Source organism: Gordonia mangrovi (genome assembly GCF_024734075.1).
GTDB lineage: Bacteria > Actinomycetota > Actinomycetes > Mycobacteriales > Mycobacteriaceae > Gordonia > Gordonia mangrovi.
The window spans coordinates 498,682-522,165 of the sequence record NZ_CP102850.1 but is presented as its reverse complement, the minus strand read 5'-3'; the positions used below and the strand labels follow the sequence as shown (position 1 = coordinate 522,165).

At 67.5% G+C, this 23,484-nt stretch carries 27 protein-coding genes; 18 read left to right on the top strand and 9 right to left on the bottom strand.

Going from position 1 to position 23,484, the window contains the following annotated elements:
- The first annotated feature begins 41 nt into the window (after positions 1-41).
- The 6 genes from NWF22_RS02530 (at position 42) to NWF22_RS02505 (ending at position 3,073) form a co-directional block, all read left to right on the top strand.
- Positions 42-563, top strand: a complete 522-nt coding sequence (locus NWF22_RS02530) for a hypothetical protein (protein ID WP_160900775.1) — start codon at positions 42-44, stop codon at positions 561-563.
- 62 nt (positions 564-625) lie between these two features.
- Positions 626-844 (top strand): hypothetical protein, encoded by a 219-nt coding sequence (locus NWF22_RS02525; RefSeq protein WP_160900776.1) that lies wholly within the window; start codon positions 626-628, stop codon positions 842-844.
- A gap of 20 nt (positions 845-864) precedes the next feature.
- Complete coding sequence (locus tag NWF22_RS02520) at positions 865-1,374, top strand: O-acetyl-ADP-ribose deacetylase (protein ID WP_160900777.1); 510 nt, start codon at positions 865-867, stop codon at positions 1,372-1,374.
- Positions 1,375-1,499: 125 nt separating this feature from the next.
- On the top strand, positions 1,500-2,219 hold the full coding sequence (locus NWF22_RS02515) for an LpqN/LpqT family lipoprotein (protein ID WP_233750877.1): 720 nt from the start codon (positions 1,500-1,502) through the stop codon (positions 2,217-2,219).
- A gap of 60 nt (positions 2,220-2,279) precedes the next feature.
- The gene (locus NWF22_RS02510) at positions 2,280-2,570 is read left to right on the top strand and encodes a hypothetical protein (protein ID WP_160900778.1); all 291 of its coding nucleotides are present in this window, start codon (positions 2,280-2,282) and stop codon (positions 2,568-2,570) included.
- A 233-nt stretch (positions 2,571-2,803) separates the two neighbouring features.
- Positions 2,804-3,073 (top strand): GlsB/YeaQ/YmgE family stress response membrane protein, encoded by a 270-nt coding sequence (locus NWF22_RS02505; protein WP_160901410.1) that lies wholly within the window; start codon positions 2,804-2,806, stop codon positions 3,071-3,073.
- A gap of 11 nt (positions 3,074-3,084) precedes the next feature.
- Here the strand turns inward: NWF22_RS02505 and NWF22_RS02500 are convergent, their stop codons facing one another.
- Together NWF22_RS02500 and NWF22_RS02495 are read right to left on the bottom strand one after the other, a co-directional pair.
- Complete coding sequence (locus NWF22_RS02500) at positions 3,085-4,725, bottom strand: HNH endonuclease signature motif containing protein (RefSeq protein ID WP_160900779.1); 1,641 nt, start codon at positions 4,723-4,725, stop codon at positions 3,085-3,087.
- A gap of 160 nt (positions 4,726-4,885) precedes the next feature.
- The gene (locus NWF22_RS02495) at positions 4,886-5,050 is read right to left on the bottom strand and encodes a hypothetical protein (RefSeq protein ID WP_160900780.1); all 165 of its coding nucleotides are present in this window, start codon (positions 5,048-5,050) and stop codon (positions 4,886-4,888) included.
- A 134-nt stretch (positions 5,051-5,184) separates the two neighbouring features.
- Between NWF22_RS02495 and NWF22_RS02490 the strand changes: the two genes are divergently transcribed.
- The 3 genes from NWF22_RS02490 to malQ are packed head-to-tail and all read left to right on the top strand — an operon-like array spanning position 5,185 to position 9,434.
- Positions 5,185-5,832, top strand: coding sequence for an SDR family oxidoreductase (locus tag NWF22_RS02490; RefSeq protein WP_160900781.1), 648 nt, complete (start codon positions 5,185-5,187; stop codon positions 5,830-5,832).
- Between the two features lie 31 nt (positions 5,833-5,863).
- Positions 5,864-7,249 carry an FAD-binding oxidoreductase gene (locus NWF22_RS02485; protein ID WP_160900782.1) on the top strand — a complete coding sequence of 462 codons (1,386 nt, stop codon included), beginning with the start codon at positions 5,864-5,866 and terminating at the stop codon, positions 7,247-7,249.
- A 28-nt stretch (positions 7,250-7,277) separates the two neighbouring features.
- Positions 7,278-9,434: a 4-alpha-glucanotransferase gene (gene malQ, locus NWF22_RS02480; protein ID WP_160900783.1), complete on the top strand. Its 2,157-nt coding sequence runs from the start codon at positions 7,278-7,280 to the stop codon at positions 9,432-9,434.
- Positions 9,435-9,467: 33 nt separating this feature from the next.
- On the opposite strand, the gene NWF22_RS02475 is transcribed toward malQ, so the two are convergent.
- Positions 9,468-10,685 carry an MFS transporter gene (locus tag NWF22_RS02475; RefSeq protein WP_202398326.1) on the bottom strand — a complete coding sequence of 406 codons (1,218 nt, stop codon included), beginning with the start codon at positions 10,683-10,685 and terminating at the stop codon, positions 9,468-9,470.
- A 156-nt stretch (positions 10,686-10,841) separates the two neighbouring features.
- Positions 10,842-11,264 (bottom strand): globin domain-containing protein, encoded by a 423-nt coding sequence (locus tag NWF22_RS02470; protein ID WP_160900785.1) that lies wholly within the window; start codon positions 11,262-11,264, stop codon positions 10,842-10,844.
- A 202-nt stretch (positions 11,265-11,466) separates the two neighbouring features.
- Between NWF22_RS02470 and NWF22_RS02465 the strand changes: the two genes are divergently transcribed.
- Positions 11,467-12,966: a flavin-containing monooxygenase gene (locus NWF22_RS02465; RefSeq protein WP_160901411.1), complete on the top strand. Its 1,500-nt coding sequence runs from the start codon at positions 11,467-11,469 to the stop codon at positions 12,964-12,966.
- A gap of 68 nt (positions 12,967-13,034) precedes the next feature.
- A complete protein-coding gene (locus NWF22_RS02460) occupies positions 13,035-14,063 on the top strand; it encodes a zinc-binding alcohol dehydrogenase family protein (protein ID WP_160900786.1) in 1,029 nt (342 codons plus the stop codon).
- Between the two features lie 39 nt (positions 14,064-14,102).
- Here the strand turns inward: NWF22_RS02460 and NWF22_RS02455 are convergent, their stop codons facing one another.
- Positions 14,103-14,930 (bottom strand): SOS response-associated peptidase, encoded by an 828-nt coding sequence (locus NWF22_RS02455; protein ID WP_202398327.1) that lies wholly within the window; start codon positions 14,928-14,930, stop codon positions 14,103-14,105.
- 145 nt (positions 14,931-15,075) lie between these two features.
- Complete coding sequence (locus NWF22_RS02450; RefSeq protein ID WP_160900787.1) at positions 15,076-15,573, bottom strand: aminoacyl-tRNA deacylase; 498 nt, start codon at positions 15,571-15,573, stop codon at positions 15,076-15,078.
- A gap of 161 nt (positions 15,574-15,734) precedes the next feature.
- Between NWF22_RS02450 and NWF22_RS02445 the strand changes: the two genes are divergently transcribed.
- Entirely contained in the window at positions 15,735-16,622 is an 888-nt protein-coding gene (locus tag NWF22_RS02445) for a sigma-70 family RNA polymerase sigma factor (protein ID WP_160900788.1), read from the top strand.
- A complete protein-coding gene (gene rsrA / locus NWF22_RS02440; RefSeq protein WP_160900789.1) occupies positions 16,619-16,930 on the top strand; it encodes a mycothiol system anti-sigma-R factor in 312 nt (103 codons plus the stop codon). The genes NWF22_RS02445 and rsrA overlap by 4 nt, the downstream gene beginning before the upstream one ends.
- A gap of 195 nt (positions 16,931-17,125) precedes the next feature.
- On the opposite strand, the gene NWF22_RS24535 is transcribed toward rsrA, so the two are convergent.
- Positions 17,126-17,200 carry a 50S ribosomal protein bL37 gene (locus NWF22_RS24535; protein WP_370452957.1) on the bottom strand — a complete coding sequence of 25 codons (75 nt, stop codon included), beginning with the start codon at positions 17,198-17,200 and terminating at the stop codon, positions 17,126-17,128.
- A 107-nt stretch (positions 17,201-17,307) separates the two neighbouring features.
- On the opposite strand from NWF22_RS24535, the gene NWF22_RS02435 reads away from it, so the two are divergent.
- Together NWF22_RS02435 and NWF22_RS02430 are read left to right on the top strand one after the other, a co-directional pair.
- Positions 17,308-17,523 (top strand): biotin/lipoyl-binding carrier protein, encoded by a 216-nt coding sequence (locus NWF22_RS02435; RefSeq protein WP_160900790.1) that lies wholly within the window; start codon positions 17,308-17,310, stop codon positions 17,521-17,523.
- A 57-nt stretch (positions 17,524-17,580) separates the two neighbouring features.
- Complete coding sequence (locus tag NWF22_RS02430) at positions 17,581-19,086, top strand: sensor histidine kinase (RefSeq protein ID WP_160900791.1); 1,506 nt, start codon at positions 17,581-17,583, stop codon at positions 19,084-19,086.
- A gap of 106 nt (positions 19,087-19,192) precedes the next feature.
- Here the strand turns inward: NWF22_RS02430 and NWF22_RS02425 are convergent, their stop codons facing one another.
- Positions 19,193-19,447 (bottom strand): WhiB family transcriptional regulator, encoded by a 255-nt coding sequence (locus tag NWF22_RS02425; RefSeq protein WP_005170735.1) that lies wholly within the window; start codon positions 19,445-19,447, stop codon positions 19,193-19,195.
- A 468-nt stretch (positions 19,448-19,915) separates the two neighbouring features.
- Between NWF22_RS02425 and NWF22_RS02420 the strand changes: the two genes are divergently transcribed.
- Positions 19,916-21,106, top strand: a complete 1,191-nt coding sequence (locus NWF22_RS02420; RefSeq protein WP_160900792.1) for an MFS transporter — start codon at positions 19,916-19,918, stop codon at positions 21,104-21,106.
- Here NWF22_RS02420 and NWF22_RS02415 read toward each other — a convergent pair.
- Complete coding sequence (locus NWF22_RS02415) at positions 21,019-21,987, bottom strand: diacylglycerol/lipid kinase family protein (protein WP_160900793.1); 969 nt, start codon at positions 21,985-21,987, stop codon at positions 21,019-21,021. The genes NWF22_RS02420 and NWF22_RS02415 overlap by 88 nt on opposite strands.
- A gap of 81 nt (positions 21,988-22,068) precedes the next feature.
- On the opposite strand from NWF22_RS02415, the gene NWF22_RS02410 reads away from it, so the two are divergent.
- A complete protein-coding gene (locus NWF22_RS02410; protein ID WP_373691977.1) occupies positions 22,069-22,569 on the top strand; it encodes a hypothetical protein in 501 nt (166 codons plus the stop codon).
- Positions 22,570-22,684: 115 nt separating this feature from the next.
- Positions 22,685-23,476 carry a ParA family protein gene (locus tag NWF22_RS02405; RefSeq protein ID WP_160900794.1) on the top strand — a complete coding sequence of 264 codons (792 nt, stop codon included), beginning with the start codon at positions 22,685-22,687 and terminating at the stop codon, positions 23,474-23,476.
- The last annotated feature ends 8 nt before the right edge of the window (positions 23,477-23,484 follow it).

Below are 23,484 nucleotides of genomic sequence, written 5' to 3'. Positions count from 1 at the left end.
GGGTGATTCACTGACTGCGATCCACTCACAGGAGGTGCACCGTGGCCGAGTCCCCGCCCGATGATCACTCGCAGCGCCGTGTCGATCGACAGCGCTCCGATTGGCATCCCGCACATGCCGGACGCAAGCGGGAGGTCGACTGGCCTGCCATGCAGCGGTGGCTGGTGGAGTCGATGGGGGAGATGGAGCGTGCCGCGGTCCTCGACATCGGCCCCGCCGCCGCGGGCGCCGATGGCGAGGGTGATGTCGACTGTGCGCAGATTCGCGTGCTGGCCTCGCAGACGTATCTGGTCCGACTGTCGACGATGGTCATGGCGCCGCCGGCGCTGGTCTCCGATGTGGTGGGACACGAAGCGCTCGACACGTGGTTCTACGACGACACCTTTGCCGACTGCACACACGGGTTCTTGATGAGTCGCTCGCGCCGACGTGTCGCCGAGATCGTCGTCACCTGGTTCCGCGACCGGTGTGGGTTCTCGGTGCCGGACGAGTTGGGTTGTGCATATCAGCCCTCGACGACCCTGCCGAGATCAGCGTCGGTGCAGCGTCAGGGATACCCCTGAACTTTCCCCGATTTCGCCTGCAGGGACGTGCTTTTTCGCCCGTTTCGGATCACAGTGGAGACATGACAACATCGACAAACCCCAACGGAACCACCAACAGCGGCATGAGCTTCTGGAAGGTACTCGGCGTCATCGCAGTGGTGCTGCTCGCACTCGCGATGGTGGGCCCACTGCTCAAGGGCCTGTTCTGGATCGCCTTGCTCGGCCTGGCGATCTATGGCGCCTTCGCGCTGTACCGGGCGCGCTCGCGCAAGAACACCAACGGACCGGCATCCTTCTGACCCACCGATAGCCTGGACGCATGGCCACGATCGAGGTCACCGTCGGCGACATCACCACGCAGCGCGTCGACGCGATCGTCAATGCGGCGAACTCGTCGCTGCTCGGTGGCGGCGGCGTCGACGGGGCGATCCACCGTGCCGGAGGTCCCGCCATCCTGGCCGAATGTCGATTGCTCCGCGAGACGTCGCTGCCGTCCGGACTCGAATCCGGCGCGGCGGTCGCGACCACCGGCGGCGACCTCCCGTCGCGGTGGGTCATCCACACCGTCGGGCCGGTCTACTCGGCCTCCGACGACCGGTCGGTCGTCCTGCGGTCCTGCTACACCCGCAGCCTGTTGCTGGCGAACGCACTCGGCGCGGCATCGATCGCCTTCCCGCTGATCTCGGGCGGTGCCTACGGGTGGCCGCTCGAGGATGCGGTCGAACAGCAGATCCGCGCTGTCAAAGGCGCGGATTCGACTGTCGAATCCGTTACGCTCGTGGCATTTTCGAGTCGTATCGCCGACATCACACGCCGCATCCTCGCCTGAACGCCGCATCGGCGCGTCCCGCGACTATCCTCTGTGCGTGGCCGACTCATGGGGGACACGACACAGCCGTGCGTGGCGCAGCCGTCCGCTGCTCGCGCGCCGCGCAGATGCATGCGGGTCCGCCGATGACCGCTGACGCCGACAAAGCCGACGGTGCGCTGGGACCGCGAGGCGTCTTCGAGTCCGATGCCTTCCTGGCCGACCTCGAGGCATCCGCGCGGTTGCGAGAGATCGGCGATGCGCCGCCGGTGGAACCGACGGTCCTACGACCACCCCGGTTCGCCTACAGTTCGGCGCAGTGGCATCACGGCGGTCGCCGGCAGGCACCGGCGACCGACATCCCGATCCTCGATCGACTCGCGCAGATGTCGGTATCCGCCAGTCGCGTCACCGACGCCGACACGATCCCGGGCGAGATCCTGGTCGACGTCGATGAAGACACCTGGAGCAGTGTGCTGGCGCCCGGCTATCTGCACTTGTATCTGGCGGCTCACGGGCACGAGGGCACGATCGCAATCGTGCTGACACGCTTCGTCATCGACCACGGCGTGGCGGTGTGCGATCTGATGGATCATGCTTTCGTCGAGGCTCGGTCGTTGCCCGAGTGGGCGGAGAGCGAAGCCACGCGGACCCAGCCCGGCTTTCGCACCGAGGGCTCGTCGATGCAGTCCGGAACCTACGTCGGCGACGACGAGACCTGGTTCTGCGCGATCCGCTATGCCGCCTACCGTCGCGGCAATGTGGCCTATCTGTTGCACGCCACCGGAACCGCGCCGGCCCGTGAGGGGGAGGCGTTTCGCCGGTCGATCGCTGCCGCGGTCAGTTCGGTCCGTTTCGACGATTGACCGGACTCGAGCCCGAAACGTTCGACGCCCGATACCCATTCGACACCGACAGGGGATGGCATGGTCCGACGCAGTGATCGTGTGGACGATCTCGAGCAGGTGCTGGCCGCGGAAGCGATCTTCGCCGACGATCCAGACGACCAAGGCTGGCTGACGGCCCGCGCCGGCGACCAGCAGATCTATGTCCGGATGGGTGACTTCCCCGACGAAGACCTCTGGTCGCTCTGGCTCGGCGACGGTCGGTGGATGGATTTCACTGTCGCGCCGGCCCGCTGGAACCTCCGGATCCCGGGACGACGACGTCCGACGGGGACGCGCCCACGGCTGCCCAAGAACGAGTTCCACGAATGAGGGCGGTCGGCGGTCGCCCGCCGCAGCGCTTCGGGGCGGGAGCGGCACCGTAATTGAACCCGCGCGCCGAGTACGGCCATCACGGGCACTTCGAGCAGTTTCGCGGCGTGACGCAGGCACTGATGATCGAAGCGGCCGCGAAGGTGTCGTCCACCGCGTAGCGTCGGAATGGGTGTGTCGACCGAATGCGGTCCGGTCCAGATGCCGCCGCGTCCCGACCAGGTGGAGGAATGATGCTCGGACTCGGAATCATCGGATGGATCATCGTGGGCGGCCTCGCCGGCTGGATCGCCAGCATGATCATGAAGACCAATGCTCAGATGGGCATCCTGCTCAACATCGTGGTGGGCATCGTCGGCGGGCTCCTCGGTGGATTCATCCTCGCTCTGTTCGGCGTGGACGTGGCGGGCGGTGGCCTGATCTTCAGTTTCGTGACCTGCCTGGCCGGGGCGTGCCTGCTGCTCTGGGTCGTCGGCCTCGTCCGCGGTCGATCCAAGGTGTGACCGCCCTGCGATCAGTGGGCGTGGTGGAACACCAGTAGTGCCAGGCGTGCTTCGATTGCCGAGATGGGTGGGGGGATCATCTCGGTGAGTTCGTATGTGTTGCGCCGCTGGGGTGGTGGCGCTGGTGTTTGTGGTGGTGGTGGGTGGATGTGGGCGCGTGCCTGTTCGAGGTTGCGCAAGAACAGGGCGGCGACGTCGGGGCGTTGGTTGTGGCGTTTCGGATTCGGTGGGGCGCCGGGTTCGCTGTTGCGTCGCCACCACACCCGCCCGGCGTCGGGGCCGTCGGTGTACACCCCGGTGGTGAACTGGCCCGGGTTGTTGCCGACCATCCGGTTGTGCGGGCCACACGCGGGGGCGAGGTCGACGATGTCGGTGTTGCCGCCGTCGGCGTAGTCACGCACGGCGTGATGCATCTCGACGTGGGCGGCGGGCTGGTCGCAGTCGGGTGCCGAACACACGTGCCCGTCGGGGCGGGCGAAGGACACCAGCCGTTGCGCGCGGGTGGCCAGTCGTTTGGCCTGCCCGAAATACAGCGGTATCGGACTGTTGTCGGCGAACACCGCTAGATACTGTTGCGCTTGGGCGGCCAGCCGGATCACCTCGGCCATCGGCAGACTCGAGCCGGTCGCGGTGATCCCGACCCCGGATTCACGGATCAGATCGTTGAGGTCGGCCTTGATGATCAACTGCACCGGCAGACCACGATGCGACTTACCGAGCAGCCCATCGGCGAACACCGCCCGCAACAACGCCGCCAACGCATCGTGTTTACGTTGCGCCGGGGACCGCAGATCCCGTGCGGCCGCGGCTTCCAACGCTTCAGGGTCGGCGTCGTCGACACCGCCGGTCGGCGAGTCCGGGTCGTCGGGATTGTTGAGGCCGGGTTTGGCCCATACCGCCCACAACGTTTCGATCAGGGCGCGGGTTTCCGGGTCGAGGTGGCCGGTCAGTTTCGACATCTGCTGGGCGTCTTGCCGGTTGACCCACACGTTACGACGCCGTTTGCGGTCACTGTCGTCGGTCAACTCGCCGTCGGGGTCGAGGTTGTCGAGCAACCGCTGCCCGAGTTCGCCGATCTCGGCGGGCGTGTGCTGGCACGCCAACCCGGCCAGGGTGGCCTCGGCGGCCACCTTCTTGTCGTGGGGCACCTGGTGGGGCAGCGCGTCGAGGAACTCCACGGTGGTGTCGATGTGGGCCGGCCCGACCCGGCCGTCGGCGAACGCCTCGGCCAGCGTGGGATACTTCGGCTCGGCCGGCTGCCCGTCGAGTTGACGGAACTCGCCGGTCGCGGTCATCTGCTGTCGGCGACGACCGGGGTGCGACACCCGCAACACCGCGTTCATGAAGTTGGGCAGACTGCGATAACCCATCGACCGGGGCACATCACGATCCGAGATCTCCAGGATCTGCCGGTTACCCTCGAACAACATCCGGTTGATCGCCCGTTCCTGCGCGGTGGCCACCGCCACCAACTCGGCATCACTACACTTCGACAGATCCGCCGACGCCAACCGATCCACCACCGCATGCAACTCGGCCAGCAAACCCGGCACCTCCGACAACGACCCAGCCGATTCAGTGGACCCAGGTTCCGGCGACACCGATTCCGGGCGCGCAGCATCGACCGCATCAGACTCATCAGACCCGGTCATACTCACCCCCGACAGACCGCGTTGCGAACGTATGTTCGAGAGTAACCCATGCGGACAGATCGCGCAACCCTCCGGCTTGACTCCAGAGATCTGCCCGCGAAACACCTCGGTGCGGTCTCGGGTCGAGGGCGTCGAAGAAGGGCCGGGGCCGGATCCTCGATCAGGTGATGGAGGTGACCGGCTGTTCGTGCCAGTCGCCGGGTGCAGGCAACACGGTGGCGGTGACCACACCGTCTGTGTTCCTGCGTAATCCCATACCGTCCGCAAGGCTGGTGATGAGGCCGAAGCCGAGCCGGGGTTCTTCGAGGGCGACACGGTCGCCCATGGTCGATATCCATAAGGGTGCTCGAGTACCCGCCGGCTGACCTCGGATTCGCGGGAATTGTGACATGAGGCATGACGCCCCGCGGACCACAGGATCGGTACGTTGGTGGGCGTACCGCAACAGAAGGAGTGTTCATGACACGCGTCGCGATCATCGGGGGTCACGGCAAGATCGCTCTGCGCTTGGCAAAAATCCTGTCCGACCGGGGTGATGAAGTGACCTCGCTGATCCGCAACCCCGCCCATCGCGACGATGTCGAGGCCGCAGGTGCCACGCCGGTCGTCGCCGATGTGGAGAACCTCGACGTGGCAGGGATCGAATCGGTATTGGCCGATCAGGACGCGGTGGTCTTCTCCGCCGGCGCGGGCGGTGGCGATCCGGACCGGACGTACGCCGTCGACCGCGATGCCGCGATCCGTTCGATGGAGGCCGCCGCCGCCGCGGGTGCGACCCGCTATGTGATGGTGTCCTATTTCGGTGCCGGGCCCGGACACGGTGTGCCGGAGGACAACTCGTTCTACCCGTATGCCGAGGCGAAAGCCGCCGCCGACGGACACCTGACGGCCTCGGATCTGCAGTGGACCATCCTGGGACCCAGTCGACTCACCGATCAACCCGGTACCGGCCGGGTCACGGTCGGTGGGGACCGGGTGGCCGGCGACGAGGTGAGCCGCGACAACGTCGCGCAGGTCGCCGCGGCCGTGCTCGCGGACCCGGCGACGGTGGGAAAGCGGATCGAGTTCAACGACGGCGACACCCCCATCGCAGACGCGCTGTCGTGAGATCTGACCGGATGTCGCTCACAATCGGACCATGACCGATACGCGCGGCACGTCGTTCCTCTCCGATGTCGTGGCGATCGTCGGGCGCAGCCATGTGCTGACCGACCCCGATGCCATGGCGGGCCACCTCACCGATTGGACCGGTCGTTGGACCGGGGCCGCGGATGCGGTGATCCGGCCCTGCACCACCGACGAGGTGGCCGCGGTGGTCGCCGCGTGCGCCGCCCACGACGTGGCGATCTGCGTGCAGGGTGGCAACACCGGACTGGTCGGCGGGTCGGTGCCGCCCATCGAGCACGCCGGCCGCCGTCCGCTGGTGGTGTTGAGCACCGTCCGCATGACCGACATCGACGAGGTGGACACCCGCGGTCGCTGTGTCGGGGTGCAGGCAGGCGCCACGATCGAGCAGATCGACTCCCGCGCCGCGGAACACGGCCTGCGCTTCCCGGTCGACCTCGCGTCGCGCGATTCGGCCACCGCCGGGGGTGTCGTCGCGACCAACGCCGGTGGTGTACGGATGATTCGGCACGGCAACACCCGCCGTCAGGTGCTCGGCATCGAGGCTGTCCGTGCCGACGGTCAGGTGCTGCGCAGATGGACGTCGCTGGTCAAGGACAACGTCGGCTACGACATCCCGGGACTGCTCGCCGGTAGCGAGGGCACCCTCGCGATCGTGACCCGGGTGCTGTTCCGGCTGGTGGCGCCGCCGGTCTCGACGATCGTGACCGTGGCCGCGGTGCGCCACGTCGAGGATTGCTTCGCGCTGATCGACGCCATGACCGAGCGTGGGCTCGCCGTGGAGGCGGCCGAGATCATGACCGATGCCGGTGTGGAACTGGTGCACGAGCACGGGGTCCGACGGCCGGTGGCCGCCCACGCGCCCTTCTACACCCTGGTGGAGGTGTCCGGCACCGGCGACGTGGAGGCCGTCGTGATCGACGTACTCGATGAGGCCGACGTGGTCGACGCGGTGCTCGAACCCGGACCGGCCCGCGACCTCTGGGCCGCCCGGGAACGTCATACCGAGACGATTGCTCGTTCCTCGACCACCCCGGTGGTGAAACTTGATGTCTCCGTGCCGATCCGGGCGCTTCCCGAGGCTTTGGTCGAACTCGCCGCAATCGCCGACCTGGTGGATCACCCCTGTCGGCCGATCCTGTTCGGGCACGTCGGAGACGGCAACATCCATGTCAACCTCCTCGACGTGCCCGAGCCGCGCGCCGAGGAGCTGACCGGCCGGGTGTTCGGGATCGTCGCCGCCAACGGCGGCAGCATCAGCGCCGAGCACGGCATCGGCCGAGCCAAGGTGGCCTGGACGCACCTCGGTCGCAGCGAGGTCGACCTCGCCACGATGCGGGCAATCAAGGCGGCCCTGGACCCTGCGGGCCGGCTGAACCCGGGTGTGCTCTTCGGCTGACGCGCGCGAATGCCCGAATCCTGAGACGATGCATGTCGTGACGACCGACGATGGGGCGCGCGAGAATCTGGTGAACCTGGCCCGACGCTGCGGGGTGGCCGACCGATACGTGGGCTGGGATCAACTCGATCACGACGTGAGCTCGGAGACCATCGTCGCCGTGCTCGGCTCGCTGGGCATCGCGGCCGCCACACCCGAGGAGATCGCGGCGGCCCACACGAACCTCGACGACGCCCCCTGGCGGCAGCTGCTGCCGCCGGTGACAGTGGCCGTCGAAGGTGCCCGGGCGCGGTTCATCGCTCATGTGCCGCACTGGGATCCGCTCCACGTCTGGATCGTCACCGAGGATGCTCGCACCGTGCAACCGGCACAGGTCGACGAGTGGGTCGAACCCCGGGAGGTCGACGGGATACTCGTCGGACGGGCGACTTTCGAGATCCCCGAGGATCTCGAGCCGGGATATCACCGGGTCCATGCACTCGATCCGGCCACCGAACAGACCGTGGACCGTCCGCTGATCGTGACACCCCGTCGGCTGTCGACAGCCGATGACCTGCTCGACGGCCGACGGTGGGGGTTGGCAGTCCAGCTGTATTCGGTTCGCTCGTCGAAGTCGTGGGGAGTCGGCGACTTCGCCGACCTTGCGGGCATCTGCGAGGCCGCGGCCAGCAGCCATGGCGCAGATTTCGTCCAGGTCAACCCGCTGCATGCGGCGCAGCCGACCGCACCCATCGAACAATCCCCGTACCTGCCGGTGACGCGGCGTTTTGTCAACCCGCTCTACATCCGGGTCGGCGACATCGCCGAGGCCGCCGACCTGGACAAACGGACCCGAAAACACCTCAAGGTGCTCGAGCGGGCCTTCTTCGAGGAGAACCTCGCCACCGACAAGATCAAGCGCAACAAAACGTTCCGCGCCAAGATGAGCGCCCTGGAGATGATCTACCAGCGACCGCGGTCCGAAGAGCGTGACTACGCCTACCGGTCGTTCCGTCGGCGGGAGGGCAAGGGACTGCGCAAGTTCGCCACCTGGTGTGCGCTGGCCGAACACTTCGGCACCGACAGTCCCAAGTGGGCGACGCGCCTGCGTGACCGCGAGTACGTGAAACGCAAACGCCGTGACCTCGCCGATCGCGTCGACTTCTACATGTGGCTGCAGTGGATCTGCGATCAGCAACTCGCGGCCGCCCAGCGCGCCGCCCTGTCGGCGGGGATGCGCATCGGGATCGTCGCCGACCTCGCGGTCGGCGTTGCGCGCCACAGCGCCGACGTGTGGATGCTCGGCGACGTACTCGCCCGCGGCGCGACGGTCGGGGCGCCACCCGACGGCTTCAATCAACAGGGGCAGAACTGGGATCAACCGCCGTGGGATCCGCGCCGCCTGGCCGAGGCCGGCTACGAGCCGTACCGCGACATGCTCCGCACCGTGCTGCGCCACGCCGGCGGGCTGCGGGTCGACCACATCCTGGGTCTGTTCCGACTCTGGTGGATTCCCGACGGCAAGAGCCCGGCCGACGGCACCTACGTGCACTACGACCATGACGCGCTGATCGGCATCCTGGCGTTGGAAGCCGAACGGGCCGGGGCCGTGGTGATCGGTGAGGACCTGGGGGTGTTCGAACCCTATGTGCAGGAGGCGCTCACCGCGCGTGGGATTCTCGGTACGTCCATTCTGTGGTTCGAACACGGTCCCGACGCACCGGTACCGCCGGAGGACTACCGGCAGCTGTGTCTGACGTCGGTGACCACGCACGATCTGCCACCCACGGTGGGCTATCTCGCCGGCGATCACATCGAGTTGCGTTCGCGATTGGGTTTGCTGGAAACCGGTGAGGCAGCCGAGCGGGCCCGCGATGAACGTGACCGTGACGCGGTGCTCGACCTGGCCCGCAGCCGCGGATTGCTGGCACCGGACACCGCGTTGACCGGCCCCGACACCGTCGAGGCGCTCTACCGGCTCATCGCGCAGACGCCGTCGGTGCTGCTGAGTGTCGCGCTCGTCGATGCGGTGGGGGAGCGGCGGATTCAGAACCAGCCGGGCACCGATTCGTCGCAGTATCCGAACTGGTGTATCCCGCTCGCCGACGAGAACGGCGAGGTCGTCCTCGTCGAGGACCTGCCCAGCAACGCCCGCTTCGCGAGTCTGGTGGCCGCGTTGGCGGAGCAGGGTGTCGGGTCGCACTGATCCCATCTTGTGCGGTGCGGTGCGGTGCGGTGGCTACCGCTGGCGTGGTCGCCGCCCGGATCGCACGGCCACCACGGTGAGCACCAGGGCGATGAGGGCGAGTACCCCGACGGCGATGTTGAAGCCGACGCCGGCGGTGCGCAGGCCCCACTGGGCCGCGGCGAATCCCTGGCCGACGATCGGGATCGAGATCGCCACATAGGCGACCACGAAGTATGTCGAGGTGACCTCGGCGCGGCGGTTGGTCGGGGCCGCCGCGACGACGGCGGCCAGGCCCTTGCTGAATGAGAGCCCCTGACCGACACCGCTGATGATCGCGCCGATGAACAGCAGGACCAACGACGCGACCAGCAATCCGACCACCAAGACCGCCATACCGACGACCAGGATCGCGCACCCGACGATCAAGGACCGCTCGGTGGGTTGGGAACGACCGACGATCTGGGTCAATGCCGAGGTCAAAAACAGCACCGCCACCAGGAGGCCGGCGACCGCGTGGCTGCTGATGCCGAGGACCTGCGACACGAATGACGGCGTCACGCCGGTGAAGGTGCCCATCACCGCGAAACCGGCGAAGGCCGCGATGGCGGCTCGGAGGAAGACACCGCGCACCTCGGCGGGAACAGACAGTCGTTGCAGGCTCAGGTGCGCGTCGGCGCGCACGTCGACCGGTTCGGTGATGAACCAGATGCCGACGAGCACCGGCACCAGCAGCACCAGATCCAATGCGAACGGAAGGCGAAGCGGAGCCGGGGCGAACTGGGCGAGCAGGCCGGCGATCAGCGGCCCCATCCCCAAGCCCCCGATGTTGGCGGCGGTGGCGATGGCGGGCGCGCGGCCCTGCCACCGTGGCGGTGCCAGTTCGATCACCGCTGCGGTCGCGGCGCCGGCGTAGATCCCGGCCGACAGGCCGGAGAGGATTCGACCGATCATCAGCTGCCAGACGGGGCCTGCGGTGAGGAACACCACGGCGCTCACCGCCGACAGCAACGCGCCGACGAGCAACAGCGGTCGCCGTCCCACGACATCGGACCAGCGTCCGAAGACGATGAGGGCGAAGATCACCCCCGCCGCATAGATCGCGAAGATCACCGTGGTGGTGAGGACACCGAAACCCAGCTGCTCCGAGTAGATGGCGTAGAGCGGGGTGGGCAGGGTCGTACCGAGCATCACCACCGCGAAGGCGAGGGCGGCCGCGGCGAACGATCGTCCCCGCGAGTCGATTCGTTCATCGGCTGGGGGCGTCTGCATACGGCTGCGCCCGGTCTGCGACATGACTGTGCCAGCGTCGCATCCGCCGGCGGTATTCCCCGCGTCGGCCGAGCCAGACGACGGCGCCGGTAAAGTCCGGTTCTCCCGGTTGTCGGGCGCCCCTTCCCGGCAGCACTCGCGACGACCGGTGGGTAGTCAGGCCGCGCCCGACGTGCCCTCCTCGTCGGGATAGGCCGCCATCATCAACGACGCGACCGCGGTGAGCGCCTCCGTCCAGGCGGCGGTCATCTCCGGTGTCCATCGCGGGCCGCCGATCTCCGACATCGCGGCGATCATGCACTCGGCGACCGCGCCGTACATCGGCCCGGTCACACCCAGTTCGGCGTGCCGACGACCGAGCGTGCCCAGGGTCGACTCCAGCCACTGGGGATCCTCGAGATGATCGATCACCGCGATGATCGCCGTTCGCAACATCGCCGCCTGCGGGCGCATGCCCCGACTGAACATCGGCTGCACCTCGGGATACCGGGCGAACAGCACCTCGTAGAACCGGACGGTGAGCCCGTCGTCGGGAAGGTCGACCAGCGCAAGGCTGCGTTCGAGAAGATTCTTGTCCATGGGCCGATGGTGGTGAACCGCTGTTACCGGGCAATTACCGCAGCGGCACAAGGTGTCGCGGCACGGTAACGCCAACCTCACAGTCGCCGCCGCCCCGATGTGTGCCGGGGCCTGGTCTCGCGCAGCTCCGTCGATTAGTGTTTCCAGCAGTAACACCCACATGGTCACGCCCAGATCGACGACTCGACCCGAGGGGGTGCGGATGGCGGTGGCGGGGACGACGCAGCCCGACCACGACGTGGTGATCGTCGGTGCGGGTTTCGGTGGCCTGGGCGCCGGGATCGAGTTCAAGCGCCTCGGTGTCGAGAACATCGCTATCCTCGAACGCGAACGGGATCTCGGCGGCACCTGGCACGTCAACCACTATCCGGGCCTGGCCGTCGACATCGCCTCGGTCACCTACTCGTACTCGTTCGAACCCAACCCGTACTGGTCACGACTGTTCGCCCCGGGAGCCGAACTCAAGCGGTACGCCGAACATGTCGCCGACACCTACGACCTCAAGCGCCACATGGAGTTCGCCACCGCGGTGACCCACGCGCAGTGGGAGGAGCACGACAATCTGTGGCGGGTGGGCACCGACGACGGTGCGACGCGGACCTGCCGATACCTCGTCACGGCCACCGGATTCCTCTCCCAGCCGCACACCCCCGACTTTCCCGGCCTCGACGCGTTCGGCGGCACGATCATCCACACCGCCGCGTGGGACGACGGCCACGACTTCGCCGGCGAGCGCGTCGCGATCGTCGGTACCGGCGCCACCGCGGTCCAGCTGGTCCCCGAGATCGCTCGCCGAGCAAGAACTCTCACCGTATTCCAGCGCACGCCGATCTGGGTGGTGCCCAAACTCGACTTCCCCATCCCGAGGCCGGTGCAGAGGATCTTCGCCCGGGTGCCGGCCACCCAGCGCATCGCCCGGCTGATCAACACCACAGCCCTCGAGGCGCTGATGGTGTTCGGGGTACTGCACTTCAAGCAGTTCAGGGTCGGCAACCGGGGGGCCGAGATGTTGGCGCGTGCACACCTGCGGGCGCAGGTCCGCGATCGGCGCACCCGGCGCGCCCTGACCCCGAGCTACGATTTCGGCTGCAAACGGCCGACGTTCTCCAACAGCTACCTGCGTGCCTTCAACGATCGGCACGTCTCGCTCGAGACGAGTTCGATCGATCGGTTGGAGCCGGACGCCATCGTCACCGTCGATGGTGAACGCATCGAGGTCGACGCCCTGGTCCTCGCCACCGGCTTCGACCTCTGGGAAGCCAACTTCCCGGCATTCCGCATCGTCGGGCGCGGGGGCCGCGATCTCGGTGAGTGGTGGCGGGCGAACCGATTTCAGGCATACGAGGGCATCGCAATGCCGCGGTTCCCCAACCTGTTGTCGCTCAACAGCCCGTACTCCTACAGCGGGCTGTCGTACTTCACGACGATCGAAGGTCAGATGACGCACATCCGGCGGCTGTTCGGTGAGCTGCGTCGGCGCTCGGCCACGACCTTCGAGGTGACCGAGCAGGCCAACGCAGAATTCCTGGCGCGGGTGACCGAGAAGCTGGGATCGTCGGTGTTCTACAACGGTGACTGTTCGTCGGCGCGCAGCTACTACTTCAATCAGCACGGTGAGGCGGCGCTGTTGCGGCCGAGCTCCACCCTCGCAACGCAACGCGAGATGGATCGGTATCCGCTCGACGACTACGTGTACAGCTGATCTGCTGAGCGGGGATCACCCCACGTAACAGCACGCACGAGACAGCAGAACCGCCATATCCTTGTTCCATGCGTGCGTGGGAAGTGAGCGCTCCGGCGCCGATCGAGGACCGGCCACTACGGTTCGTCGATAAGGACCCGCCGAATGTGGGTGACGACGAACTGCTGGTTCGTGTGCTCGCATGTGGTGTGTGCCGTACCGATCTGCATGTGGCCGAGGGCGATCTGCCGGTGCACCGCGAACGGGTGACACCCGGCCACGAAGTGGTCGGGGAGGTGGCCGGCCTGGGCGGGGACGTCTCGGGCTTCGGCATCGGCGACCGCGTCGGCGTGGCCTGGCTGCACCGCACCGACGGTACCTGTGCCTACTGTCGCCGGGGCGACGAGAACCTCTGCCCGGCTTCGTCATACACGGGGTGGGACCACGACGGCGGCTACGCCGAGTTCACCACGGTGCCCGCGGCGTTCGCCTACCCGCTGCCGTCGGGTCTCGACAGCGTCGACGCGGCGCCGCTGCTGTGTGCCGGCATCATCGGATATCGCGCTCTCAAACGGGCGAGTCGGCCCGATCCCACAGCGGAATTCGGTTTCGCGATCCCGCCCCGCCTGGGTCTCTATGGGTTCGGTGGCAGCGCCCACCTGTGTGCGCAGGTCGCGATCGCGATGGGGGCTCGCGTGCACGTGATGACCCGGGGAGAACAATCCCGGGAGCTGGCGCGGCGCCTGGGGGCGGCGTCGGTGGGCGCCGCCGATGCCGTGCCACCGGAACCGCTGGACGCCGCCATCACGTTCGCGCCGGTGGGGGAACTGGTGCCGGTCGCCATGCGAGCCCTCGACCGCGGTGGCATCCTGTCCATCGCCGGTATCCACCTGAGCGACATCCCGCCGTTGAACTATGAACGAGAAGTGTTCTATGAGAAGGAGATCCGCTCGGTCACCGCGAACACCAGGGGTGATGGCCGGGAGTTCCTCACGCTCGCCGCACGCCACGGCGTCCGCGCGACGACGCACCCCTATCCGCTGTCGGCCGCGGATGAGGCGCTCGCCGACCTGAAGGCGGGCCGGTTCGACGGCGCCGCGGTACTCGTTCCCGACTGATCTGCGGTCGCCGGCTCTGGCTCGGCGGCCGGCGCTCGGTCACACCGGTTCCAGCAGCTCCGGTCCGTTGTTGGCGACCCGGTTGACCAGCGGGGCCACCTCGCGGATGTCGATCGCCTCGGCGATCGCCTCGCTCGGCGGCGAGAACAAATCGTGTGGCGCCGTATGGTCCGGATCGAGCCACGGACCCCAGTTCTCGAACGGCATGATCAACGGCATGCGGTCGTGGACATCGCGCAGATGGCCGACGGCGTCGGTGGTGAGGATAGAGCAGCTGAGCAAGGGCGGGTTGTCCCGCGCAGCGTCCTTGGGTCGCCACACCGACCACAGGCCGGCCATGAACAGGCGTGTCCCGTCGTGCGGGGACATGAAGAAGGGCACCTTGGTCGGTTTGCCCTTGGCGTCGGCGGGACCCTTCTTCCACTCGTACCAGCCGTCCATCGGCACCAGACACCGCTTGGACTTCACCGACGAGCGAAAGGAACTCTTCTCCGCGGCGCTCTCCGCACGGGCGTTGAACAGCAGCGGACCCTTGCCGACTTCTTTGGCCCACGGCGGGACCAGACCCCAGCGCATCGCCCGGATACGCAGCGCCGGGTCGTCGTCGGGGTCGTCGGCCGAGTGGCGCCGGACCACGGTCATCACCGTGGTGGTGGGGGCGACGTTGTAGTTCGGGCCGGGCGATCGACCGGAGGTGCTGCGTTCGGCCGGCACTGGGCGCCCATCCGCGGATTCGTCGTTCGCCGGTTCGTCGCCCGCCGTGCCGTCCTTGGCCGCCGGGTCGAGGGGGACCGGTACCTCGTTGATCGCATCGATCTCCGCGGCGAGTTTCGCCGGGTCGGTGGTCACCGCATATCGTCCGCACATGGTCTCCATGCTGGCACGAACTCTCGACACGGACCCATGACACGACACCGCTGACACAGCCACCCCGGTTCGCCCAACACCACCTTGCATCGGAAGGAAGGTGGTGTCGGCGAACCGGGGTGGCTGTCCCTCATACCGCGATCCCTTACACCGCGATGTCCGCGGTGACCGCTTTCGTGGCTGCGACGAGGTCCCCGGGCGCGAGTCCGATCTCCATCCCTCGCCGACCGGCACTGCAGTACACCGTCGACCAGTCGAGCGCGGATCGATCCACGACCGTGGGCAACGCCGTGCGCTGACCGAGCGGTGACACCCCGCCGAAGACGTAACCGGTCGAGCGGGTGACCGCCTTCTCGGCCGCCATCGCCGCCTTCGACGAGCCCGGTGCGACATCGGCCAATGCCGCCGCCGCCGCTTTCAGCGAGAGGCGCCGTGGTACCGGCACCACAGCGACTGCCAGTTGGCCGCCGAGATCGATCACCAAGGTCTTGAAGACCTGTTCAGGACTGATCCCGAGAGTGTCGGTGAGGGCAGCGACCGCCTCGGCCCCGTACGCGTCGCTGTTCTTGTCGTGTGTGTAGCGGTGCACGCTGTGGGTGATACCTGCGCGTTCGAGCGCGGTCACCGCCGGCGTTGCGGCCATCGTCTCGCTCCGTTCTGCTGACTGTGCTGCGGGATCCTTACATCGCTCGGAACATTTGCCGTGGACACGCTGTTGACGGATGTGACGACGACGCCCGCACCCATCGAGCGCGGCTCGTCACCTGTAGGTTCCCGACTCACACGGAAGGTCGAACAGCCAACATGAGTAGCACCGGTCTGGTCGAACCCACCAACGCGGTTCACGAGTCAGCATCCCAGCCGGGCGCCGCGCCCGCCGCGGCATCGGTAAACTGGTCCGACAGTGGGATCGTCGTCCCGGACACCCGATGGGTGCTGCGGGCACCGACGTGGGCCCCCTCGAATGCCGTCACCGAAGGGATCGTAGTGGCCGAACCCGAGTCGCGGGATCAGTCGCCCGCCGCCGCGTCCGAAGCGAACCCGACGCCTGATTCCGGGGTCGGGTCGCAGGCTCCGCGCCGAGCCGATCCCGCCGAGTCACCAGAGGCGTTGACTGATCGTTTCGAGCGCGATGCGCTGCCGCTGCTCGATCAGATGTACGGTGCCGCCCTGCGGATGACCCGCAATCCGGCCGATGCCGAAGACCTGGTGCAGGAGACCTACGTGAAGGCGTTCTCGGCCTTCTCCTCCTTCCGTGAGGGCACCAACCTCAAGGCGTGGCTGTATCGCATCCTGACCAACACCTACATCAACGGATATCGCAAGAAGCAGCGACAGCCCGCGCAGTATCCCACCGACGAGATCACCGACTGGCAGTTGGCGGCCACCGCCGAGCACTCGTCGACCGGACTGCGTTCGGCGGAGATCGAGGCACTCGAGGCCCTGCCCGACGACGACATCAAGGCCGCCCTGCAGGAACTCCCCGAGGACTTCCGCATGGCGGTGTACTACGCCGACGTCGAAGGGCTGCCCTACAAGGAGATCGCCGAGATCATGGACACGCCGATCGGAACCGTCATGTCCCGTCTGCATCGTGGCCGCCGCCAGTTGCGTGATCTGCTCGCCGACGTCGCCCGCGAACGCGGCTTCAACCGGGCGGCCCGCAACAAGGAGAGCGGGGTGGCCCGATGAGCGACGCACACCGTGGCACGCAGGGGAGCGGAGACATGGACCCGGAGTTCGTCGAACTCGACTGCTCCGCGGTGATCGCCGACGTCTGGCTGCTCCTCGACGACGAATGCGACACCGACGCCCGGTCGCGTCTGCAGGAGCACCTCGACAACTGCCCGTCGTGCTTTGCGCACTACGGCATCGAGCAGCAGATGAAGACCCTGGTCAATCGCAAATGCGGCGGTGACCACGCCCCCGAGGGATTGCGTGAGCGCTTGCGCGTCGAGATCCGGCGCACCGTCATCGTGCGGGAGGCGGGCCCGGAGTAGGCCGCAGGCCCGGTGCCATCCGCGCCGTCACCTGCCCACGGCGGTCGAGAGAACCCGGAAAAACGCCGAGAGCATCCACCCCGCACTGAGAAGTCACTCTCCGTGCCAACAGTGGATGCTCTCGGCGTTTTTCCGGGTTCTCTCGACGCGAAGCCGTCGCCTAACCCTGATCAAGCTCGCTACCCGAGTCGAAACTCAGGAGTTGGGACGCTTGCCGTGGTTGGCAGCGTTCTTCTTACGAGCGCGCTTCTTGCGTCCGCGCTTGCCCATGACGGACCTCCTTCGTACTGTGTGCGGGACCTATTCTCCCATGTGAGGCCTGCGTGATCACAATCGCCTGCCTTCGGCCCCTCGCGCTCGTCGGCTAGGTTATGGGCATGGCTGAAGACGTCGTGGCGGAGATCGTCGCCAGCGTGCTGGAGGTTCGTGCGAGTGCCGGGCAACAGGTCGACGTGGGCGACACCTTGGTTCTGCTCGAGTCGATGAAGATGGAGATCCCGGTACTCGCCGAGGAGCCGGGCATCCTGGCCGACGTCAAGGTCGCCGTCGGCGACGTCATCCAGGCCGGCGACATCATCGCCGTCTACGAGTGACCGGTGCAGACCCCGACCCCCGTCACCGACGTACCGCGCGGCTGAAGAGCGACCGTCATGTCGACGCTGTCCGATCTGCTCGCTGAGCACACCCAGCTCTCCGATGCTGCTGCCGCCCACCTGCAGCGTCTGGTCGCGGAGTGGCAGCTGCTCGCCGACCTGTCGTTCGCGGATCTGCTGATGTCGGTGCGGACCGAGAACGGCGACATGGTGACGGTCGCGCAATGCCGGCCGAACACCGCGTCGACCGTCTTCCCGAGTGACGAGGTCGGTTCGGTGGCCGACCGCTCGATGAATCCGCAACTCGACCGTGCCTTCTCCGCCGACCGGGTGCTACGCGACGAGGACCCGGAGTGGTTCGGTTCGGTCGCGATTCGCCGGGAGGCGGTTCCGGTGGGCTTTGCCGGCGCCGACGGGGCGATCGCGGTGCTCACCCGGGCGGTGGACCTGACCCATCCCCGGTTGCCGTCGCCGCTCGAGTTGGCGTATCAGGACTCGGCGAACGACCTGTGTCAGATGGTCGCCGACGGTACGTTTCCGCATCAGGAGGGCAACCCTCGTGGCCTGTCCACCCCGCGCGCGGGCGACGGCTTCGTCCGGATCGACGAGCATGGGGTGGTGGTCTATGCAAGCCCCAACGCACTCTCGGCGTTCCACCGGATGGGATGGAGCGCCGAACTCACCCAGACGCGATTGTCGGACGTGACCTCGGCGCTGTTGACCGACCGGTTCGAATCCGAGGACGTGGCCACGATGATCGACGCCGCGGCCGGGGTGACCGCGCCGCCGGTGGCGCCGTACCGCGATGTCGGGATGCGGATGGAGGCCGATGCCCGGCGGGCGACCGTGTTGATTCGCGCGGTACCGCTGCGTCCGCGGTCAGTCGACACCGGCGCGGTCGTGTTGATCCGCGACGTCACCGAGGTCAAACGCCGTGATCTCGCGCTGATCAGCAAAGATGCGACGATTCGCGAGATCCATCACCGGGTCAAGAACAATCTGCAGTCGGTGTCGGCGCTGTTGCGCCTGCAGGCAAGACGCACCACCAACCCCGAAGCGCGGGGCGCGCTGACGGAGGCGGTGCGCAGAGTGGCGTCGATCGCCCTCGTGCACGAACTGCTCTCCGGCAGCGTCGACGAAGAGGTCGATCTCGACGAGGTGGTTGACCGACTGGTGCCCATCCTGGTCGACGTCGCCTCGCGAGATGCGAGTGTGCAGGTGCGACACCATGATCGGCTCGGCGTGCTCTCGGCGGAGCTGGCGATGCCGTTGGTGATGGTGCTCACCGAACTGATCCAGAACGCCATCGAGCACGGCTTCGACGATGCCGGCACCGACAACGAGATCGAGATACGAGCGCAACGCGATGTCCGTATACTGCGTATCGCGATACGCGACAACGGTTTCGGCTTACCCGAGCATTTCGACATGACCACCTCGGATCGACTCGGACTGCAGATCGTGCAGACCATGGTGTCGATCGAACTCGGTGGAACCCTCCGTATGGGGGCCAATCCCGTCGGCCGGGGCGCCGAGGTCAGTGTGACGATTCCGCTTCGATGATCGCGGCGGCGCGATGGCCGCCGACATCGAGGACCTCCACAGACGAAGAGACCCGGCCGGGGCCGGGTCTCTTCGATGTCGCTTGTGCGACTCAGGCTGTGGCCCGTCAGACGCTGCTCCGCGTCCGCGTACGCGCGGTGCGCCGCTTGAGCGCGCGCCGCTCGTCTTCGCTCATTCCTCCCCAGACGCCTGCGTCCTGGCCGGACTCCAGGGCCCACGAGAGGCATTCGGCCGTGACGGGGCACCGGGCGCAGACGAGCTTCGCATCAGCGATCTGCGCGATGGCCGGGCCGCTGGTTCCCACCGGGAAGAACAGCTCCGGGTCTTCGTCGCGACAGATTGCTTTGTGACGCCAGTCCATTCCTTCTCCTTCAGGTGCTTGACGCACCACTCGACAACTACCAATGTCTGGTTTGTTGTGGCTGTAACCGCTAGTTCACGCGGACCCACCAAATGTTTCCGCACTGTTGCTTGTGAATACTTTCACGAATCCAGGCGAAGTCAATGGGGTTCCGTTAACACGTGTGCAATATCACTGTTGGGTGATCCTCCCCGAGGGGGGTGGCTGCACTCGGTTGCGCACCGATGTACTAGTCTACTCGGGTTTGCACTTTGGTGGTGTGATTTGCGCTGGTCGTCGAGAATAATCCCTGGTGGTCTTCGAGTCACTGCCAGTAGTCTGTGAGTCATGCCACGACGACGATGTTGATCCTCCTCATGCCGGCACTGCCGGAAACCGCGTACTGACGACTCGGCGCGACTGACCACGGCCGCGTCGGTCGCGGCGTTCGCCGAGGACGCCATACCCCTCTACCCGCTGTATGCGGTCATGTTCGCCGATCCCGACGTCGCCGGCGCCGGTCTCTCACCCGCCGCGATCTCGGTGCTGTTCATCCTCTGGTCGGCCTGCTCGTTCCTGTTCGAGATCCCGACCGGTATTCTCGCCGATCGCGTTCCGCGTCGCCGCCTGCTCGTGATCGGTCCGGTGTTGACCGCGGCGGGATTCGCCCTGTGGACCTGGTGGCCGTCATTTGCCTCATTCGCCACCGGATTCGTGCTCTGGTCGGCGGGATCGGCGTTGCGCTCGGGCACCATGCAGGCGCTGATCTACGACACCCTCTCCGCCCGCGGACACGCCGCACGCTATGCGTCCGTCTCCGGACGGCTGAGGGCCTTCGGCGCCGCCGGCGTGCTGCTGGGCACCGCATCGGCGGTCCCGCTGGCGGCGTGGGCCGGCTATCACGCGGCCGGTGCGGCGAGTGTGGTGGCCTGTCTCGTCTGCGCCGCCGCATCGTGGTCCCTGCCGGAGGACGCACCGCCCGGTGGCGGTGCAAGCGAGGGGGATCACTCGCACGGCGGACCGGCAACCGAGGCGGATGCCGTCTGGGCGGTACCGGCCGTCGCGATCCGCGCGGTGTGCGCCGACCGGGCTCTGTGCGGACTGTTCCTGCTGGTCATCGCGCTGACCTGGGTGTCTGCCCTCGATGAGTACCTCCCGCTGCTCGCCGACGAGATATGGCCGGCGGGTATGTGGGGGTGGGAGCCGGCCAGCGGGGTGGCCGTGCTGATGGTCGTGGTGGCCGTCGGGGATATCGCGGGTGGCTGGGCGGCGCGCCGTACCCGGGTCGAGGTGCTGACCGCGCGGCGGACGGCGCCGTGGCTGATCATCGGGGCGGTGGCGTTGGCGGTCGGTTCCGGGTCTGCCCATCCGGCGGGAATCGTGTTGGTGGCGTGTGCTTTCGCGATCTTCGGTTGGGCGTTCGTGATGACCGAGGCGCTGATGCAGCAGCGGGTGTCCGCCGATGTGCGGGCCACCACATCGTCGGTGGTCGGGGTCGGCGAGGAAGTGGTGGCCGTGGCGGCCTTCGGCTCCTGGGCGCTGGGATCGGGGTGGCTGTCCCCGTCGGTGTTGTTCGCGCTGGCGGCCGTGCCCTATGCGGTGCTGGGTATGGTGCTCGCCGGCGGCGTGGGTGCGACCACGGCCAGGGCGTCGGCGCGATACCCGAAATCCACCGAATGATGGGCGCCGATGTAGTCGCCGTCCATCTGGACGTCGACGGGTTCGTCGGCACGGAAACGCACCCAGGCGACGTCGTCGTCGCGGTGGAGATGGCGCGCCTTCGGGGTGCGATGGGTGAGCAGCCGCGCGGCCAGCGGGATGTTGCGCGCCACTCCCGTCGACGTCGCGGCGAACACTCCGAGTTGGGTGTCGAACCCGGTGGTCGGGTTGGTGCGGATCTCGAAGTCACCCAGATAGGTCCACGGGCTCGTGTTCGACACGAACGCGAACCGGACCCCGCTGATCGGATCGTGGCCGGGCAGGTCCACCGTGAACGATGACCGGTCCATGGCATTGCGCAGGAACGCGGCGACGGTCGTCCACAGATACCGCGTCGGAGTGGCCGGCTTGCCCGCGTGCCGCTTGTCCTCCATCGCATGGACGACGACGGCGTCCATCCCCATACCGGTGTTGAACAAGAACCACCGATCTCGGGTGTGGCCCAGGCCGATGCGCCGACACCGGCCCGATTCGATCAGGCCGCTGAGCTGTGCGGTTGCCGCGAGCGGGTCGGCTTCGATGCCGAGGGTCCGCGCGAACACGTTGGCACTGCCGCCCGGGATCACGCCGAGCGCCGGAAGCCGGTGCGTGGGGTCGGGGGTGGTGTCGGGTGGGCCGAGGATGCCGTTGACCGCCTCGTTGACCGAGCCGTCACCGCCGTGGACGAGCACCACGTCGATACCCTCGGCGACTGCGCGGGCGGCCAACTCCTGGGCATGGCCCCGATGGGTGGTGTGTTCGACGTCGAGGGCGAACCGTGAACTGAGCGTGTGCGCCAGGGCGTCGCGGCCGGCCGGGGTGGTCGCGGTGGCGAACGGATTGACGATGAGCATCATGCGCACGAGACCCCACGATATGGGGTCCGGGCGTGTGACGTGCACCCGCCCATCTCCCCGGCCGCGCGCCACCCATAGTCTGGAGTGGTGAGCAAGAAGCAGGGCGCCGGTCGTGCGGCAGGCGGGGACCGCCGGAGCGGGCCCGACCCGGTTGTGACGCAACGACCGCCGACCACCGTGCGCGCGGCCGGTGCGGTCACCGCGCTGGAGGGAGCCGTCGCCGTGATCGTCGCGGTGGTTCTCGCCATCCGCGAGGCGGCTGGTCATCAGGAAGCGTTCATCAGTGGCTATGGCACGGCCGCCTGGTTCGGCATCATCGGCGGCGGGGTGCTGATCGGCGGGATCGCGTTGCTGACCGGGCGCCGATGGGGCCGCGCGATCGCCGTCGTCGCCCAGATCCTGCTGTTGCCGGTGGCCTATGCGCTGCTGACCGACAGCAACCAGCCGTGGTTCGGCGTTCCGCTGGCGATTGCGGCGCTGGCCGTCCTGGTCCTGATCTTCAGTCCGGCGTCCACGCGGTGGCTGGTGGGCGAATACAGCGCCGACGACACCAGCGCACCGGAGGCCAAGCCGCGGCGGCGACGCTGACGCTCCCGGGAGGTCGGGCCATCGGAAACCCGGGGTGACGCTCGGCTCGGTTCGTGTCGGTCGGTAACGCGGGTAACCACGGACGCGACGGGTGATCGCCCGTACAGTTGAGGCCATGACCCGGATGCTGGCCATCGCGAATCAAAAGGGTGGGGTAGCCAAGACCACCACCGTCGCGTCGTTGGGTGCGGCACTGGCCGACCTCGACGTGTCGGTGCTCGTCGTGGATCTCGATCCGCAAGGCTGTCTTACCTTTTCGCTCGGACATGACCCCGACCAGCTGGAGTCGTCGGTGCACGACGTGTTGCTGGGCGAGGAGGAGATCGCCAACGTGCTGCTCGACACCGACGACAATGTGACGTTGTTGCCGGCGACCATCGATCTCGCGGGCGCGGAGGCGTTGCTGCTGATGCGGCCGGGACGCGAATACGCACTCAAGCGTGCGCTCGCCGAGGTCGCTCAGGACTACGACGTCATCCTGATCGATTGCCCGCCATCGCTGGGCGTGCTCACCCTGAACGGACTCACTGCAGCTGACGAGGTGGTGGTGCCGCTGCAGTGCGAGACGCTTGCCCACCGCGGCGTCGGGCAGCTGCTGCGCACGGTCAACGAGGTGCAGCAGATCACCAACCCTGGGTTGACGACGCTGGGTGCCGTGGCGACCCTGTACGACGCGCGCACCACCCACAGCCGCGACGTGCTCGGCGACGTGTCCGATCGCTATGACCTCCCGGTGCTGGACCCGCCGATTCCGCGGACAGTGCGGTTCGCCGAGGCGTCGGCATCCGGGACGTCGGTGATGCGGGGCCGGAAGAACAAGGGAGCCAACGCCTATCGTGGGCTGGCCGAGAACCTCTGGAAGCACTGGGAGGCCGGCACCCCCGTTCAGACGTTCGACACCGCCTGAGGTCGGGC

Excerpts from the sequence above, each read along its gene's own strand:
- NWF22_RS02525 (WP_160900776.1), top strand. The coding sequence starts at position 626 with ATGACAACATCGACAAACCCCAACGGAACCACCAACAGCGGCATGAGC.
- NWF22_RS02520 (WP_160900777.1), top strand. The coding sequence starts at position 865 with ATGGCCACGATCGAGGTCACCGTCGGCGACATCACCACGCAGCGCGTC.
- NWF22_RS02515 (WP_233750877.1), top strand. The coding sequence starts at position 1,500 with ATGACCGCTGACGCCGACAAAGCCGACGGTGCGCTGGGACCGCGAGGC.
- NWF22_RS02510 (WP_160900778.1), top strand. The coding sequence starts at position 2,280 with ATGGTCCGACGCAGTGATCGTGTGGACGATCTCGAGCAGGTGCTGGCC.
- NWF22_RS02505 (WP_160901410.1), top strand. The coding sequence starts at position 2,804 with ATGCTCGGACTCGGAATCATCGGATGGATCATCGTGGGCGGCCTCGCC.
- NWF22_RS02500 (WP_160900779.1), bottom strand. The coding sequence starts at position 4,725 with ATGACCGGGTCTGATGAGTCTGATGCGGTCGATGCTGCGCGCCCGGAA.
- NWF22_RS02495 (WP_160900780.1), bottom strand. The coding sequence starts at position 5,050 with ATGGGCGACCGTGTCGCCCTCGAAGAACCCCGGCTCGGCTTCGGCCTC.
- NWF22_RS02490 (WP_160900781.1), top strand. The coding sequence starts at position 5,185 with ATGACACGCGTCGCGATCATCGGGGGTCACGGCAAGATCGCTCTGCGC.
- NWF22_RS02485 (WP_160900782.1), top strand. The coding sequence starts at position 5,864 with ATGACCGATACGCGCGGCACGTCGTTCCTCTCCGATGTCGTGGCGATC.
- malQ (WP_160900783.1), top strand. The coding sequence starts at position 7,278 with ATGCATGTCGTGACGACCGACGATGGGGCGCGCGAGAATCTGGTGAAC.
- NWF22_RS02475 (WP_202398326.1), bottom strand. The coding sequence starts at position 10,685 with ATGCAGACGCCCCCAGCCGATGAACGAATCGACTCGCGGGGACGATCG.
- NWF22_RS02470 (WP_160900785.1), bottom strand. The coding sequence starts at position 11,264 with ATGGACAAGAATCTTCTCGAACGCAGCCTTGCGCTGGTCGACCTTCCC.
- NWF22_RS02465 (WP_160901411.1), top strand. The coding sequence starts at position 11,467 with ATGGCGGTGGCGGGGACGACGCAGCCCGACCACGACGTGGTGATCGTC.
- NWF22_RS02460 (WP_160900786.1), top strand. The coding sequence starts at position 13,035 with ATGCGTGCGTGGGAAGTGAGCGCTCCGGCGCCGATCGAGGACCGGCCA.
- NWF22_RS02455 (WP_202398327.1), bottom strand. The coding sequence starts at position 14,930 with ATGTGCGGACGATATGCGGTGACCACCGACCCGGCGAAACTCGCCGCG.
- NWF22_RS02450 (WP_160900787.1), bottom strand. The coding sequence starts at position 15,573 with ATGGCCGCAACGCCGGCGGTGACCGCGCTCGAACGCGCAGGTATCACC.
- NWF22_RS02445 (WP_160900788.1), top strand. The coding sequence starts at position 15,735 with ATGAGTAGCACCGGTCTGGTCGAACCCACCAACGCGGTTCACGAGTCA.
- rsrA (WP_160900789.1), top strand. The coding sequence starts at position 16,619 with ATGAGCGACGCACACCGTGGCACGCAGGGGAGCGGAGACATGGACCCG.
- NWF22_RS02435 (WP_160900790.1), top strand. The coding sequence starts at position 17,308 with ATGGCTGAAGACGTCGTGGCGGAGATCGTCGCCAGCGTGCTGGAGGTT.
- NWF22_RS02430 (WP_160900791.1), top strand. The coding sequence starts at position 17,581 with ATGTCGACGCTGTCCGATCTGCTCGCTGAGCACACCCAGCTCTCCGAT.
- NWF22_RS02425 (WP_005170735.1), bottom strand. The coding sequence starts at position 19,447 with ATGGACTGGCGTCACAAAGCAATCTGTCGCGACGAAGACCCGGAGCTG.
- NWF22_RS02420 (WP_160900792.1), top strand. The coding sequence starts at position 19,916 with ATGTTCGCCGATCCCGACGTCGCCGGCGCCGGTCTCTCACCCGCCGCG.
- NWF22_RS02405 (WP_160900794.1), top strand. The coding sequence starts at position 22,685 with ATGACCCGGATGCTGGCCATCGCGAATCAAAAGGGTGGGGTAGCCAAG.